The 13,427-nt window shown below is 69.7% G+C and carries 15 protein-coding genes; 5 read left to right on the forward strand and 10 right to left on the reverse strand.

Annotated features, from left to right (window positions below; all coding sequences use genetic code 11):
- Positions 1–163: 163 nt before the first annotated feature.
- Together ACFWIW_RS08490 and ACFWIW_RS08495 are read right to left on the reverse strand one after the other, a co-directional pair.
- Positions 164–1,345: an acyltransferase gene (locus ACFWIW_RS08490; protein ID WP_240599572.1), complete on the reverse strand. Its 1,182-nt coding sequence runs from the start codon at positions 1,343–1,345 to the stop codon at positions 164–166.
- A gap of 97 nt (positions 1,346–1,442) precedes the next feature.
- Positions 1,443–2,777: an FAD-binding oxidoreductase gene (locus ACFWIW_RS08495; RefSeq protein WP_378367831.1), complete on the reverse strand. Its 1,335-nt coding sequence runs from the start codon at positions 2,775–2,777 to the stop codon at positions 1,443–1,445.
- 70 nt (positions 2,778–2,847) lie between these two features.
- On the opposite strand from ACFWIW_RS08495, the gene ACFWIW_RS08500 reads away from it, so the two are divergent.
- Positions 2,848–3,735, forward strand: coding sequence for a LysR family transcriptional regulator (locus ACFWIW_RS08500; protein ID WP_378367832.1), 888 nt, complete (start codon positions 2,848–2,850; stop codon positions 3,733–3,735).
- Here ACFWIW_RS08500 and ACFWIW_RS08505 read toward each other — a convergent pair.
- The 3 genes from ACFWIW_RS08505 to ACFWIW_RS08515 all read right to left on the reverse strand — a co-directional run bounded on the left by ACFWIW_RS08505 (position 3,704) and on the right by ACFWIW_RS08515 (position 6,323).
- Positions 3,704–4,768, reverse strand: a complete 1,065-nt coding sequence (locus ACFWIW_RS08505; RefSeq protein WP_378367833.1) for a methyltransferase — start codon at positions 4,766–4,768, stop codon at positions 3,704–3,706. The genes ACFWIW_RS08500 and ACFWIW_RS08505 overlap by 32 nt on opposite strands.
- A gap of 125 nt (positions 4,769–4,893) precedes the next feature.
- A complete protein-coding gene (locus tag ACFWIW_RS08510; protein ID WP_378367834.1) occupies positions 4,894–5,718 on the reverse strand; it encodes an NAD(P)H-binding protein in 825 nt (274 codons plus the stop codon).
- The gene (locus tag ACFWIW_RS08515) at positions 5,715–6,323 is read right to left on the reverse strand and encodes a hypothetical protein (RefSeq protein WP_378367835.1); all 609 of its coding nucleotides are present in this window, start codon (positions 6,321–6,323) and stop codon (positions 5,715–5,717) included. Before ACFWIW_RS08515 ends, ACFWIW_RS08510 begins: the two co-directional genes overlap by 4 nt.
- Before the next feature lie 52 nt (positions 6,324–6,375).
- On the opposite strand from ACFWIW_RS08515, the gene soxR reads away from it, so the two are divergent.
- Positions 6,376–6,822 carry a redox-sensitive transcriptional activator SoxR gene (gene soxR, locus ACFWIW_RS08520; protein ID WP_240599578.1) on the forward strand — a complete coding sequence of 149 codons (447 nt, stop codon included), beginning with the start codon at positions 6,376–6,378 and terminating at the stop codon, positions 6,820–6,822.
- Here soxR and ACFWIW_RS08525 read toward each other — a convergent pair.
- The 3 genes from ACFWIW_RS08525 to ACFWIW_RS08535 all read right to left on the reverse strand — a co-directional run bounded on the left by ACFWIW_RS08525 (position 6,812) and on the right by ACFWIW_RS08535 (position 10,024).
- Positions 6,812–8,032 (reverse strand): RNA polymerase sigma factor, encoded by a 1,221-nt coding sequence (locus ACFWIW_RS08525; RefSeq protein WP_378367836.1) that lies wholly within the window; start codon positions 8,030–8,032, stop codon positions 6,812–6,814. The genes soxR and ACFWIW_RS08525 overlap by 11 nt on opposite strands.
- The gene (locus tag ACFWIW_RS08530) at positions 8,020–8,388 is read right to left on the reverse strand and encodes a YciI family protein (protein ID WP_240599580.1); all 369 of its coding nucleotides are present in this window, start codon (positions 8,386–8,388) and stop codon (positions 8,020–8,022) included. Before ACFWIW_RS08530 ends, ACFWIW_RS08525 begins: the two co-directional genes overlap by 13 nt.
- A gap of 112 nt (positions 8,389–8,500) precedes the next feature.
- On the reverse strand, positions 8,501–10,024 hold the full coding sequence (locus tag ACFWIW_RS08535) for a trypsin-like serine protease (protein WP_378367837.1): 1,524 nt from the start codon (positions 10,022–10,024) through the stop codon (positions 8,501–8,503).
- A 165-nt stretch (positions 10,025–10,189) separates the two neighbouring features.
- On the opposite strand from ACFWIW_RS08535, the gene ACFWIW_RS08540 reads away from it, so the two are divergent.
- On the forward strand, positions 10,190–10,957 hold the full coding sequence (locus tag ACFWIW_RS08540) for an SDR family oxidoreductase (RefSeq protein ID WP_378367838.1): 768 nt from the start codon (positions 10,190–10,192) through the stop codon (positions 10,955–10,957).
- Here ACFWIW_RS08540 and ACFWIW_RS08545 read toward each other — a convergent pair whose 3' ends face one another.
- The gene (locus ACFWIW_RS08545) at positions 10,958–11,494 is read right to left on the reverse strand and encodes a TetR/AcrR family transcriptional regulator (RefSeq protein WP_038508071.1); all 537 of its coding nucleotides are present in this window, start codon (positions 11,492–11,494) and stop codon (positions 10,958–10,960) included.
- Between the two features lie 84 nt (positions 11,495–11,578).
- Here ACFWIW_RS08545 and ACFWIW_RS08550 point away from each other — a divergent pair, with 84 nt between their 5' ends.
- Both ACFWIW_RS08550 and ACFWIW_RS08555 read left to right on the forward strand, forming a co-directional pair.
- Positions 11,579–12,067, forward strand: coding sequence for a DoxX family protein (locus ACFWIW_RS08550; protein WP_378367839.1), 489 nt, complete (start codon positions 11,579–11,581; stop codon positions 12,065–12,067).
- Between the two features lie 51 nt (positions 12,068–12,118).
- On the forward strand, positions 12,119–12,274 hold the full coding sequence (locus tag ACFWIW_RS08555; protein ID WP_378367840.1) for a hypothetical protein: 156 nt from the start codon (positions 12,119–12,121) through the stop codon (positions 12,272–12,274).
- A gap of 2 nt (positions 12,275–12,276) precedes the next feature.
- Here the strand turns inward: ACFWIW_RS08555 and ACFWIW_RS08560 are convergent, their stop codons facing one another.
- Positions 12,277–12,978 (reverse strand): hypothetical protein, encoded by a 702-nt coding sequence (locus ACFWIW_RS08560; RefSeq protein WP_378367841.1) that lies wholly within the window; start codon positions 12,976–12,978, stop codon positions 12,277–12,279.
- Between the last annotated feature and the right edge of the window lie 449 nt (positions 12,979–13,427).

Consider the following 13,427-nt stretch of genomic DNA (forward strand, 5'->3'; position numbering starts at 1 on the left):
GCCTCTCATGACGTTTTGTTGCGTGTACGTGCTGGGGGGGGGGGGCGGTGGGGGTGTTTGTGGTGCTGCGCACAACCCCCCCACCCCCCCACCCCACGACCAGCTGCACCGACGCGGTACTTGCGCGTGCAACTACCGCATCCAGAGGACGAAACGCGGGAGGTCAGCGCGCGCCGCTGGGGGCTTCGACGGCGTTCGGCCGCTTGAGTTCGGCTTCGGCCGCACGCAGCGCCTTGCGCTCCTGGCGGCGCGCGATCAGCTTCTTGCCGGTGCGGATCATCGGCTGCTCCACCCAGCGGTGGATGAGATCCGCGATCGCGAGCCCGACCGCGAACACGGTCAGCGCGCTGATCATCCGGTGCTCGCCCAGCGGCGGGATCGCCGCGACCACGGCGAAGTGCACCGGGCCCTGCAGCAGGTAGAGCGAGTACGAGCGCTCACCGACGAACCGCATCACCTTCGTCGCCAGCAGCCAGCGCAGCGGCCCCGGCGAGACCAGCACCACCAGCAGCATCGCCGAGAGCAGGCCGTAGGCGATCAGCAGGCCGAGGTTGCTGCCGGTCTCCCACCACAGGCTTTCCATGTTGACGTGCAGTACGGCGAAGGCGCCGAACACCGGGATCGCCGCGAGCGGATGGGTCAGCGGTTTGATCACCGCGTAAGACCGGCGGTAGTGCATCGCGATCGCCAGCACGCAGCCGATCAGCAGGATCGCGTAGTGCACGGTCGACCGGTAGATCGGCACCTGCGGCCCGTTGAGCACCCAGCCGCTGGTGACCCCCACCAGCCCGGCCATCAGCGCGAACGCGGCGAACGCCAGCGCGAGCTTGCGCCAGGCCGCGGCCAGCCCGACGGCGCCCGCGACCACCAGCAGGAACGGCCAGAACAGGTAGAACTTCTCCTCGATGCCCAGCGTCCACGAGCCGCTGAAGAAGTTGTCCGGGCCGTTCGGGCTGCTGGCGGGAAAGAACTCGTTGAAGAAGGTCAGGTAGTACTTCAGCGCGTGCGGGAACTCGCGGGTGAAGAACTCCCCGCGCAGCCACACGAACACGATGATCCCGCCGAGGATCACCAGGTACGGCGGCAGGATCCGGAACACCCGCCGCAGATAGAACGCCGAAAGCGAGATCCGGCCGGTCCGGTCCTGCTCACGCAGCAGCAGCGTCGTGATCAGGAAACCGGACAGCACGAAGAAGATGTAGACACCGACCCAGCCGGACAGCCAGCTCCACTTCGGACCCGCGAAGTGGAAGAGGATCACGATGGTGGCCGCGATCGCGCGCAGCCCGTCGAGCGCGGGGAACCGGCGCATGGCGAGGAACTCGTCATGGTCCAAAGTGCGCACAGTGCCCCCTAATGGCGGTATCGGCCCGGAAGTATACGGGGGCCGCCGTCTGCGCCCTCGCCCCGGCCGGGGGCCTCCTACCAGCGGATTTCGGAGATCACCCAGCGTCACGCGCGGGTTCGACGTTGTGGGTCAGCCGGAACCGGTTCGCCGGATCGACGGCCGCCTTGACCTCGGCGAGCCGCCGCAGATCGGACGGCGAGTACACCTTGGCCGCTTCGTCGCCGGCGCCGCTGTCGCCGTAGACGAAGGTCAGGAGCTTGCCGGTCGACTTGGGCTTCAGCGCGTCGAACAGCTTCCAGTGGGCCGCCTTGATCTCGGTCATGCTCGCGTGGTCCACCACGGACAGCGCCCGGACGGTGAAGCGGGCCTCACGGTCCCAGCCGACCCCGGGGTGCTCGGGCGGGTCGGACAGCGCGCCGCCGAGCAGGTCGAGCAGGACGACGGTCGGCACCGGGGCGCCGGGGCCCGCGTGTTCGAGGATCGCGTCGAGCATCGTGTCGTCGAGTTCGGGCACGGTGACGTTGTCGGCGCGGTAGCCGTGCGGGAACGGCGGCTCGTTCGCGATCTTCCCCGATTCGGTGAAGGGGAGCTCGGCGAGCGTGTCACCCAGTACGGGGGCGGCGGCACGCAGTGGGGCGACCAGGCGTTCGCCCTCGGCGGCCTCGCCGAGGTAGGCGATGCGGATCTGCGCGACGTGCTGCCCGCGAAGCGGCTCGGGCACCATCGGCAGATCCGGCATCGGGACCATGCCCAGCGACGACGTCATCTCGCGCGGCAGGTCCGCCGCCCAGTCGCGCCAGGCGTGGAGCACCGCGGACAGCGATTCGGTGCCGAACTGCAGGCTCCCGCCGTACAGCCGGGTGACCGGGACCAGCCGGAACTCCAGCGCGGTGACGATCCCGAAGTTGTCGCGGCCGCCGCGCAGCGCCCAGAACAGGTCGCTTTCGGTGTCCGGGGTGGCGCGGCGGAGCTCGCCGTCGGCGGTCACGACCTCGATCGCGGTCACCTGGTCGGCGGCCAGCCCGTACTTGCGGCCGAGCAGGCTGAACCCGCCGCCGAGGGTGTAGCCGACGACGCCGACGCCAGGGAAGGAGCCGCTCAGTGGCGCGAGCCCGTGCTTCGCGGCCGCCTCGATGACCGCGCCCCAGCGCACACCCGCGTCGACCCGTGCGACGCCGCCCTCGATCCGGATCCCGGTCATGCGGTGGGTGGTGACGAGGACGCCGCCCTCGAAGGGGACGCCGATGCCGTGGCCGGTCGAGTGGACGGCGATCGGCAGATCGTGCTCGGCGGCGTACCGGACGGCCTCGACGACGTCGGTGGCCGAAGCGGCGGGCACGATGACGTCGGGCCGGCGGGGCACCGCGGTCTGGAAACCGGCGAGTTCGTTGTCGTAGTCCGGGTCACCGGAGCGGAGCATCGTGGTCATGGCACCAGCGTGATCTCGATTCGGCCAGAAGTCCAAGATCTGGTTCGTCTGGCAACTAGAATCATCTGTTATGGAACTGCGTCAGCTCGAATACTTCGTCGCGGTGGCCGAAGAAGCGAATTTCACCCGCGCCGCCGAGCGGCTGCACGTCGCGCAGCCCGGTGTCAGCGCGCAGATCCGCCGCCTCGAACGCGAGCTCGGGCAGCCGCTGCTCGACCGGTCGGCCAGGGCGGGGGTGCGGCTGACCGAGGTCGGCGCCGCCGCGCTCCCGCACGCGCGGGCCGCGCTCGCCGCCGTCGCCGGGGTGCGGCAGGCGGTCGACGATCTCACCGGGCTGGTCCGCGGCCAGGTCGCGATGGGCATGGTGTCCTCACGTGGCCCGGTCAACCTGCCGGATCTGCTCGCGCGCTTCCACGAGCGTCATCCGGCCGTCGACATCACGCTCGCCGAGGCGACCTCCGACGTCCTGCTCGCGGGCGTCGCCGACGGCCGGTTCGACGTCGCGCTGATCGGGGTCTCCGGAGAACCGCCGCCGGGGATCGGCCTCGAAGTCGTCCTCGACGAGCCGCTGGTCGCCGTCTCCGGGCCGGACGATCCGCTCACCGGACAGGCCACGATCACGTTGTCCGAGCTGGAGAGCCGGTCGCTGGTGAGCCTGCCGAAGGGCACCGGCATGCGCGCGATCGTCGACGCGGCGTTCCTCGCCGACGGCGCGCGGCCACGGGTGACGCTGGAGGCCGGCGATCCGAACGTCGTCGCCGAACTGGTCGGGCGCGGGCTCGGCGTCGCCGTGGTGCCGATGTCGCTGGCGACGCATTACACGAAGCTGCACGCCATGGAGATCACACGGCCGGCCGGGCTGCGCGCGAAACTGGCGCTGGCCTGGCGGACGGAGGGGCCGGTCAGCCCCGCCGCCCGCGTGTTCATCAGTCAGGCACGGGCGCTGCTCGGGTTGTGAGCCGCCACAGCGAGGTGACCTCCTTCGCGTCGGCCCGCGGATGCCTCGGCCGGATGTCCTCCCGGCCCCGGACTTCGAGGCCGGACCGCTCGAAAGCGTCGAGGAGTTCTCCGCGTGTGCGCAGGCCCAGCAGTTCGGCGAGATCGGACAGGATCAGCCACGCCTCCCCGCCGGGATCGAGGTGCCGGGGCAGCCGGTCGAGGAACGCTTTCAGCATCCGGCTTCCGGGGTCGTAGACGGCGCGTTCGAGCGGGGTGTGCGCCCGGGCGGGCAGCCAGGGCGGATTGCAGACGATCAGCGGTGCGCGGCCCGGCGGGAACACGTCCGCCTCAAGGGTTTCGATTCCGCTGAAACCGAGGCGATCGAAGTTCTCCCGGGCGCAGGCCAGCGCGAGCGGTTCGTTGTCCGTCGCCACCACGCGTTCGACGCCCCGGTGCGCGAGGACCGCGGCGAGCACGCCGGTACCGGTGCCGATGTCGAACGCCAGTTCCTTGGCGGGCAACGGAGTTCGCGCCACCAGATCGACGTACTCGCCGCGGACGGGGGAGAAGACTCCGTGATGCGGATGGATTTTCGCGCCGAGCGCCGGGATTTCGACGCCCTTCACGCGCCATTCGTGCGCGCCGATGACGCCGAGCAGCTCGCGCAAGGACACCAGCGACGCGGCGCCGGACGGCCCGTAGACCTCGGTGCACGCGTCGCGTATGTCGGGCGCGCGGCGCAACGGCAGGACGTGGCCCGGATCCAGCGGGACCAGCAGCCTGCCGAGGATCCGCGCCCGGCGTGACCGATGGTTCCGCTGCTCCTGGAAGGGTTTCCCGGCCGCAGTACCGCACCGGCGGGACATCGCGGCGAGGAGGTTCCGCGCGCCCGGGAAGTCGCCGTACCAGGCGAGACCGGTGCCGCCCGCGGCGAGCCGGTACGCCTCGCCGGCGGTGACGCGATCGTCGACGGGGACGACGTTTCCGGGCATTTTCGTGCCGACGGTGGTCAGCCAGCGCCGACCACCGTCCTTTGTGGACAGGAGGTTCATGGTTTCCGTTCCTGGATCCGCCCGCGGCGAAGAGACCCCGCGGGCGTTGCTCGTCGGGGGACAAGGTCAGGAACGGCGGTTAGTGGACCACCGCGGCATGAACCGGTGTCGACACGAAGCCGAGTTTAGCGGAACGACGCGGCGTGATCGGCCGCCCAGACCTCGAAGTCCAGCCCCGGCCTGCCGGTGACGTCCTGGACGGTCGAGGTGACCTCGCCCGGTTTCGCCACCAGACCCCGGAATCCGGTCAGCATCGTGTCGACGACGAAGTCCGGCATCGTGGTCAGCAGCGCGGCACGTGCTTCTTCGAGCGGGATCTCCTCCCAGCGCGCCGGGCGGCCCGCGGCCTCGCCGATGACGCGGACCTGCTCGGCCTGCGTGATCGGCCGCGTGCCGGTGAGCGTGTACTTGGTCCCCGCGTGCCCGGCGCCGGTCAGCGCTTCGACCGCCACCGCGGCGATGTCCTTCTCGTGGATCAGCGGCATCGACGCCTCGCCGTACGCGCCGCGGACGACGCCGTCCGCGCGGATCGACGGCGCCCAGCCGAGGGTGTTGGCCGCGAACGCGTGCGGCCGCAGGAAGGTCCACTCCACGCCCGCGGCTTCGATCGCCTCCTCGACGGTGCGATGCCAGGCGCCGATGGCGTTGTCCTGCTCCGCCAGCGAATCGTCGACGGCGCCCGAGGAAAGGAACACCACGCGCTTCACTTGCTCCCCGAGCAACGACACCGTGGGGATCAGGGCCTCGGCGGCGCCCGAGAGCATCAAGAACACGGTGTCGACGCCGTCGAGTGCCGGAGCGATCGTTTCCGGTTCCGCCAGATCGCCGCGGACGCCGCCCGGTGGTGGATTCCTGCTCAGCGGCCGGACCTCGAAGTCTTTCGCCCGCAGCTGGGCGACCACCTGCGAACCCACGTTGCCCGTCGCGCCGGCGACCAGGATCGGCTTCATGCCGCCACCGCCGAGAAGACCGGGCGGTACCGCTTGACCGACCCGCCCGACATGCCCGGGTAGGTCTGCACCTTCTTCCACGCGTCCGTCGTCCCGATGCCGTCGGCGCCCGGGGCCGCGAGCGCGGCGAGGTGGGCTTCGGCGCTCGCCCATTCGGCGTAGTTCAGCACCCTGGTCCCGTCGGTGCTCACGTGGAAGAACCCCGAGATCCCGCCTTCCGGCCGGGCGGGTTCCGACGCGAGCGCTTCGAAGACGAGGTCGATCCAGTCACGCTGCCGCCGCTCGTCGGGGCCTTCGAACTCGACCGAGACGATCACGAGGCAGCCTGGTGTCCCTTCGCCGCGCTGTCCGCGGTAGAGCTGGAACACGGGCGCGCCGTCCAGACCCTGGATGGCGTCTTCGCTGGTCCACTGCTCGTAGGTGAAGGCGCCGTCGTGGTCGATACCTTCGTACGCGGTGAAGGAAACGAGCCCTTCGTGGCTTTTGAACGCCGCCCGTGCCGCGTCGGCGTCCGGCCATTCGCGTGCCACCACGACGGTCGTCCCGTCCGGCGTCGGCCAATGTCCTTTGTGGATGGTCATTTCGGAGGTCCCCTGTACTGTCATGACTCCAGCATGAAACTTAAACAAGGGTTGAAGTCAAGCTAGGATCATGGACATGTCCGAACTCCCGGCCGAACTCACCATCGGGGAGCTGTCCCGGCGCAGCGGTGTCGCCACCTCCGCCCTGCGCTTCTACGAACGACAGGGCCTCATCAGCAGCAGGCGGACCAGCGGAAACCAGCGCCGCTACCCGCGCAGCGCGCTGCGCCTGGTCGCGTTCATCCGCGCGTCGCACCATCTCGGCATCCCGCTGGAGGTCATCGGCGGCGTGCTCGACTTCCTGCCCGAGGGCGCCGCGCCGGACCACGCGTTCTGGCAACGGGCTTCCCAGTGCTGGAGCGCCGAACTCAACAAGCGCATCGAGCAGCTGGAGTGCATGCGGGACCGGTTCACCGAATGCATCGGCTGCGGCTGCCTGTCCTTCGACCAGTGCGTACTGGTGAACCCCGGTGACGTCCTCGCCGCCAAGGGGCCCGGCCCGGCACGGCTGATCAACGACTGAGCACGGCCAGTTTTCGTTCCAGCAGCCGTCGTTCGGCACTGTTGCCCGCCTGCCGGATCGCCTCTTCGTACTCCTGGGCGGCTTCCGCCGTGCGGCCCGCGCGATGCAGCAGATCGGCGCGGATGGCGTGGTACAGGTGGTATCCCTCCAGATCGAGGGCGTCGATCACGTCGAGCGCGAGCGACGGGCCGCGGACCTCGGCGACCGCGACGGCCCGGTTGAGCGCGACGACCGGCGTCGGATTCATCGCGAGCAGCAGGTCGTACAGCTCGACGACCTGCGGCCAGTCCGTGCTCGCGGTGTCGGCGGCGTCGCTGTGGACGGCGTTGATCGCCGCCTGGATCTGGTACGGCCCCGGCTGGTTCCGGCGCAGGCAGGCGCGGACCAGCTCCTGCCCTTCGGCGATGAGCGCCCGATCCCACCGGGACCGGTCCTGCTCCGCCAGCAGCACGACGTCGCCGTCCTCACCGGTACGGGCGGCGCGGCGCGACTCGGTGAGCAGCATCAGCGCCAGCAGCCCGGTGGCCTCCGGCTCGTCGGGCATGAGGCCCGCCAGCAGCCTGCCGAGCTGGATCGCCTCGGCGCACAGGTCCTCCCGCACCAGCCGCTCACCCGAGGTGGCCGCGTAACCCTCGTTGAACACGAGGTAGATCACGGCGAGCACCGAACGCAGCCGATCCGGCAGGTCGGCGTCGCCGGGCACGCGATACGGGATCTTCGCGTCGCGGATCTTGCCCTTCGCCCGGACCAGCCGCTGGGCCATCGTCGTCTCGGGGACGAAGAACGCGTGCGCGATTTCGGCCGTGGTCAGCCCGCCCAGCAGTTTCAGCGTCAGCGCGACCTGCGCGGGGACGGCGAGCGCGGGGTGACAGCAGGTGAAGATCAGCCGTAGGCGGTCGTCGCGCACCGGGCCCTCCTCCACTGGTTCACTGTCCGCGTTGAGCAGCGCGGCCTGGGCGTGCTTGTCGTCGCGCGCGGCATCCCGGCGCAACCGGTCGACGGCCTTGTTGCGGGCGGTCTTGATGATCCAGCCCGCCGGACTCGGCGGTGGACCGCTGGACGGCCACCGGTCCACCGCCTCGGCGAAGGCGTCCTGGACCGCGTCTTCGGCGATGTCGATGCTGCCGAAGACGCGGACCAGCACGGATACCGCGCGGCCGTACTCCTGTGCGAAGACGCGGCCGATGTCTTCGGAGGTCAGGGCACGCACGAAGGGTCTTCCACACCCTGGAACGGCCGGACCTCGACCGGGAGATAGGTGATCTCGGCGATCCGGCGGCCCCAGTCGAGCGCGGCGTCCAGATCCGGCACCTCGACGATGGTGAAACCGCCGAGATGTTCCTTCCCTTCGAGGTACGGGCCGTCGAGCGTCGCGATCTGGCCGTTCTCCGAGGCGCGCAGCACGGTCGCCGTGGTCGGCGGGTGCAGGCCGGCGGCGAACACCCACACCCCCGCGGTCTTCATCTCGTCGTTGAGCGCCTGGATCTTGCGCGTCACCGTTTCGAGGAACTCCGGCGGCGGGAGGGGGCCGTCGGGGTGGTAGAGGCTGATCAGGTACTGGGTCATGGCGTCCTCCTCGTTCGTGCGGACTTTCACTCCCTATACGAAGGGCGACCCGCCGATTCGACAGCGACGGCGATCTTTCCGGTTTTTTTCTTTCCGCGCACTTCGTCGCAGGTCAGGCGGGCAGACGGCAGCCGGGGCGGGACAGGTCGAGCCGTGAGCCCTTGGCCAGGCAGGCGGAGATCCGGTTGACCTGCTGGCCGTAGCCGCGGCCCTGCACCGCGGTCACGGTGCCGTCCCGGCCGACCTCGCACGGGTTGCCCTCGGTGCATCGCCCACCGTCCCGGTTGTGGGTGTTGTTGATGCCCTTCACCGTATTCCCGTCGAGGGTCAAAAGCGCCGAGCCGGAGCGGCCGGGCCTGCTCGCGCAGGTGTCGCTCGGGGCGTAGCGGACCGCGTCGTCGTGCTGGTACCCGGCCTCACGCAGATGCGGCACCACCGCCTCGATCGTGCATCGCGGGCGGCCGCTCGCGTAGGCCATGAGCAGCCGGTCCCCGGCACGCATCGGGGTGGTGGCCAGCCGGAAGACCTTCGCGCCTTCCTTGGCCAGCTGCGCGTAGGTCTTGTCCAGCCGGTAGAGCGCGATGTCGGTGCCGGTCATCGTCGCGTACACCAATCGGGTGGCGCGGGCGCTGCTCTTCGGGTAGCCGTCCCGGCCGGCGATGGTGACCGGGCGGGGCAGGTCGGCGGGCCGGTCGACCAGTGCCTTCCCCGGGGCGGGACGCCCGCTCGGCACGCAGTGACCGTTGGTCAGCGCCAGTGCCGGGTCGTGGGGACGCGCGGAGACCGCACGCACCACCGCGCCGACGCAGTCGCCCACCGCGGCCGTTCCCTCCACGTTCGGGCCGGGGTCGTCCGGCGGGACGTCGGTTCCGGTCACGACGCCGTTGATCCAGGCCGAGTTCTTCGCGACGTCGGTGTACATGTCGGGAAAGTCGGCGCCCCGGATACCCGGCCCGATGACCGTTCCGGCCAGCGCCCAGCCGTCACCCGAACGGACCAGGGCGGGCCCTCCGGAATCCGTCGTCCCCGGGCCGACCGGCGGATCGGTGCGGCCGACGCACAACGGCAGGGTGCTCCCGTCGTCGTCCCAGCAGCGGTTGAGCGGCACGACCTCGGTGTCCGCTTCGCGCAGCTTGCCCGGGAAGCACTTCGGGTCGGCGAAGTCGCCGCAGCCCGTCGAAGCCGCGCCCCAGCCGAGGATGCGGACGGCGGTTCCGACGGCGGGGGAGCTGCCGGCGAGCCGGATGGGCTTGGCCCGTACCGGTTCGCGCAGGTGCAGCAGCGCGATGTCCTCACCGGGCGGGTTGTAGGAGAGGTGACGCCGGTAGAACTTGTCGATGTCGGTGACCTCGCCGCCGGTGGTGGTGTCCAGCGAGCCGACGCGGACCTTCCAGCCGCGGGGGACGCCCGCCGTCGCGCCGTTCGGGGTGTTGGCGCAATGGCCTGCGGTGACCGCCCACTGGGGCGCGATCAGCACCGCTCCACACCGATGGCCGTCCGGGCGAGGCGAGTCGTATTGAAGCGAGACCATGAAGTCGTAGGGCGTGGTGGACTCGGCGCCGCCGATGACGGCCGCCGCGGGGGCCGCGGTCGCCGTCATCAGGGTCAGCGCGAGCGCGAGGGATCGGATTCGCATACGGGTCACGCTGGCCGGTCCGTGTCCGCGGAACTCGATGAACACGTAACAGTTCCGCGCGGCCTGACTGGTACTGCCGGACCCAGGCTGAACAGACCGTGTCGGCTTCGTGCGCGGCCCGGTTTTCTGGACTCGTCACCCCGAGTCCACTTAGGAGAAACAGAGATGACGAACTCCCAGGCACCGCACGCGAACAGGGTCGCCGTCGTCACCGGAGCGTCCAGCGGGATCGGCGAAGCGGCCGCCCGGCGGCTCGCCGCCTCCGGTGCGGCGGTCGCGCTCGTCGCCCGGCGGGCCGACCGGCTGGAAACCCTGGCCAAGGAGATCGAACGGGACGGCGGCACCGCGCTCGTACTCGCGGCTGACGTCGCCGACGCCGAGGCGATGCGCGCCGCGGCGGCCGAGGTCGAAGCGAAACTGGGCCGCGCGGACCTGCTGTTCAACAACGCCGGCGTGATGCTGGCAGCGCCGATTGACGAACTCGCCACCGGCGACTGGCAGCGCATGATCGACGTCAACATGACCGGGCTGATGAACGCCATCGGCGCCTTCGTCCCGCATCTGGTCGCTTCGGCGGCCGAAAAGGGTGTCGCGGACCTGGTGAACACCTCGTCCATCGGCGCGCAGGCCGTCTTCCCCTCCTTCGCCGTGTACGTCGCTTCGAAGGCATACGTGACGCACCTGTCGAAGAACCTTCGCGCCGACCTCGGTCCGAAGGGGGTGCGGGTCGCGGCGATCGAGCCTGGCCTGGTCGAGACCGAACTGCAGGGGCACGTCACCGACGCCGGAGCGCTGGAGTGGCTGGACGGCGCGCGCGAGACGCTGACCTGGCTGAAGCCGGAGGACATCGCCGAGACCGTGGCGTTCCTGACCTCGCTCCCGGCGCGGGTGAACCTTCAGCAGGTCACCGTGATGCCCACCGCGCAGGTTTGATCACGGGAACAGGATCCGGGCGATCGCGCGGGCGGCGGTGTCCGGATCCTCCTGGAGTTCGGCGCGCAACGCGCCGGTGAGCCACAGATTCGCGAAACCGTGCATCAACGACCACGCGGCGACGCCCGCCATCGCGTCGTCGCTGACCGACGACGCGCCGCTGGTCAGCAAAGCCCCCGCGCGGTCACGGGCGGTGGTCAGCGCCTCGTCGTCCTCACGGTGGAGCTCGGGGCGGAACATCACCTCGAAATGCGCGCGATGCTCGATCGCGAAGCGCACGTACGCCACCCCGACCTCGACGAAGCCCCGGTCGCCCTCGGCCGCGAGCGCGTCCGCGAGCAGGTCGAACCCCTCGGCGGCCAGCGCGGTGAGCACCCCGGCCTTGTCGCCGAAATGATGCACCGGCCCGGCGTGCGAGACCCCCGCGCGCCGGGCGAGGTCGCGGAGGCTGATCCCCGCCGGGCCGTGTTCGGTGATGGCCGCGACGGCGGCGTCGAGCACGGCCCGGCGGAGGTCGCCGTGGTGGTAGGGACTCATGACGACGAATCTAGTCATTGACAAGATGGCGGGCAAGCGCGCATCTTGTCAGTGGAAAGATTCGCTTGCCTGGAAGGTGAAGTCATGGATCCCGGTCTCGCACCCGTACTGATGCTGATCGGCGTCACGGCGACGTTGTTCCTGCTGGGCGTCTTCGGCGTCCGGCGGTTCAAGCCCTGGCCGGTCGCCGTGCGCGGCGGTGTCGCGGCACTGTTCGTCACCACCGGTCTCGCGCATTTCATCGGCCTGCGCGAGGAACTCGTCGCGATGGTGCCGCCCGCGCTGCCCGCGCCGGAGCTGCTCGTCACCGTCACCGGTGTCCTCGAACTCGCGGGCGCCGCGGGAATGCTGTGGTCGCGCACCGCGCCGTGGGCGTCCGCCGGGCTGACGCTGTTGCTGCTGGGAATGTTCCCGGCGAACGTGTACAAGGCCCTGCACGGGCCGGTGACTTCGACGATGGACGAACTGGTTCCGCGGAGTCTCATGCAGGTGGTCTTCCTGGCCGCGACGGTGTCTCTGGTGGTGCATTACGCGCGTACGCCGGACAGACCCTTTTCCCAAAGGAGACCTTAAGTCTTTCCCAAGTTCGGGCCCCTTCCCCGGGAATGCCCCTACCCTCTGAGAATGAAGATCTCATTGTGGATCGGATTCTGTGGGCTGTGCATCCTCGCCGGGCACATGCTTCTCGGTGCTGTCGGTGTCGTACTGCTGATGAGCTGCCTCCCGGCGGGGAACGAACACGAATCCGGTGACAGGAAAGCATCCGCGCGGCTGGCCTGAGCTCAGCCAAGTGCGCTGGTCAAGGCGAGGCCGCCCAGAACAGGAACGGCGATCGCCGCGAACAACAGCGTCCGGCGGCTCGGTTTGGGACTTTCCAGTAATGCGCGGACACCGGCCGGAACCAACGCGAGACAAAGTCCGGCGGTACCGATGATCGACACGATTTCGGCGCCCTTCAGAACACCGAGCGGCAGAAGCCCCATCGTCGCCAGCCCGATCGACCCGGCGACACCGAGCACTTTCGCCCGATAGGCGGCGAAAGCGAGCACGTACCAGCCGAACATGATCGTGAACGACAGAAAACTGAACAGGTGCAGGTCCTGATACGACTCGCTGACCACACTCTCGGTGAAACCGGCGCCACGGTGCTCGACGAGCCCCTGCGCGGCCTGGTCGATCCCGGCGTGGAAGGTCCGCTCGAAGAGTCCGAAAAGGACGAACAAACCACCCCAAGCGGCCAAGGCAGGCCTGGTCCGGCCGATCTTCGTGGCGAGCGCGACGATCGCGGGCCACAGCACGACATTGCCCGCCAGGAAACACGTGTACGCGGCGCTCATCAGCGCCGGATGCTCGCTCATCGCTCTCAGCTGTTCGGGGAAGAAGAAGTCGAAGGGTGACCGCAGCAGCGTTCCGGTGAGCAGCAGGAGCGGGCCGAGGATCATCGAGACCGCGGCGATGCGGCGGCCCGGGAAGACGGTTTCCATGCTTGTGAGCGTGCCGTCGGTGGTGGCTGTGCGGATCGGTTCAGGGGCCGATTTCCGGGGTCAGACCGTGGGTGGAGTGTTGAGAGGTTGCTTCGGGCTGTCGTCGCTTTTCGGCGATGACGGACTTGTCGGCGACTGAATCCCGCGCCGCCGGTCTCCTGACCCGGAACCGGAGACACGGCACCAGATCCGCTACAGCGACCCCCGGCCTGGCAGGACCGGCGACGCCCTCCGTGCGCAACTCGCCTGTCGTCGTTTTTCGGCAACACGCCGGAACAGCGGGGGACTTTGTCAGCGTGGGATTCGGCTGAGCCCAGCCCCGCCGTACGCAACTCGTCTGTTCCGGCGACGGACCGGAACAGCGGGGGACTTTGTCAGCGTGGGATTCGGCTGAGCCCAGCCCCGCCGTACGCAACTCGTCTGTTCCGGCGACGGACCGGAACAGCGGA

This window comes from Amycolatopsis sp. NPDC058340 (genome assembly GCF_042723975.1).
Classification (GTDB): domain Bacteria; phylum Actinomycetota; class Actinomycetes; order Mycobacteriales; family Pseudonocardiaceae; genus Amycolatopsis.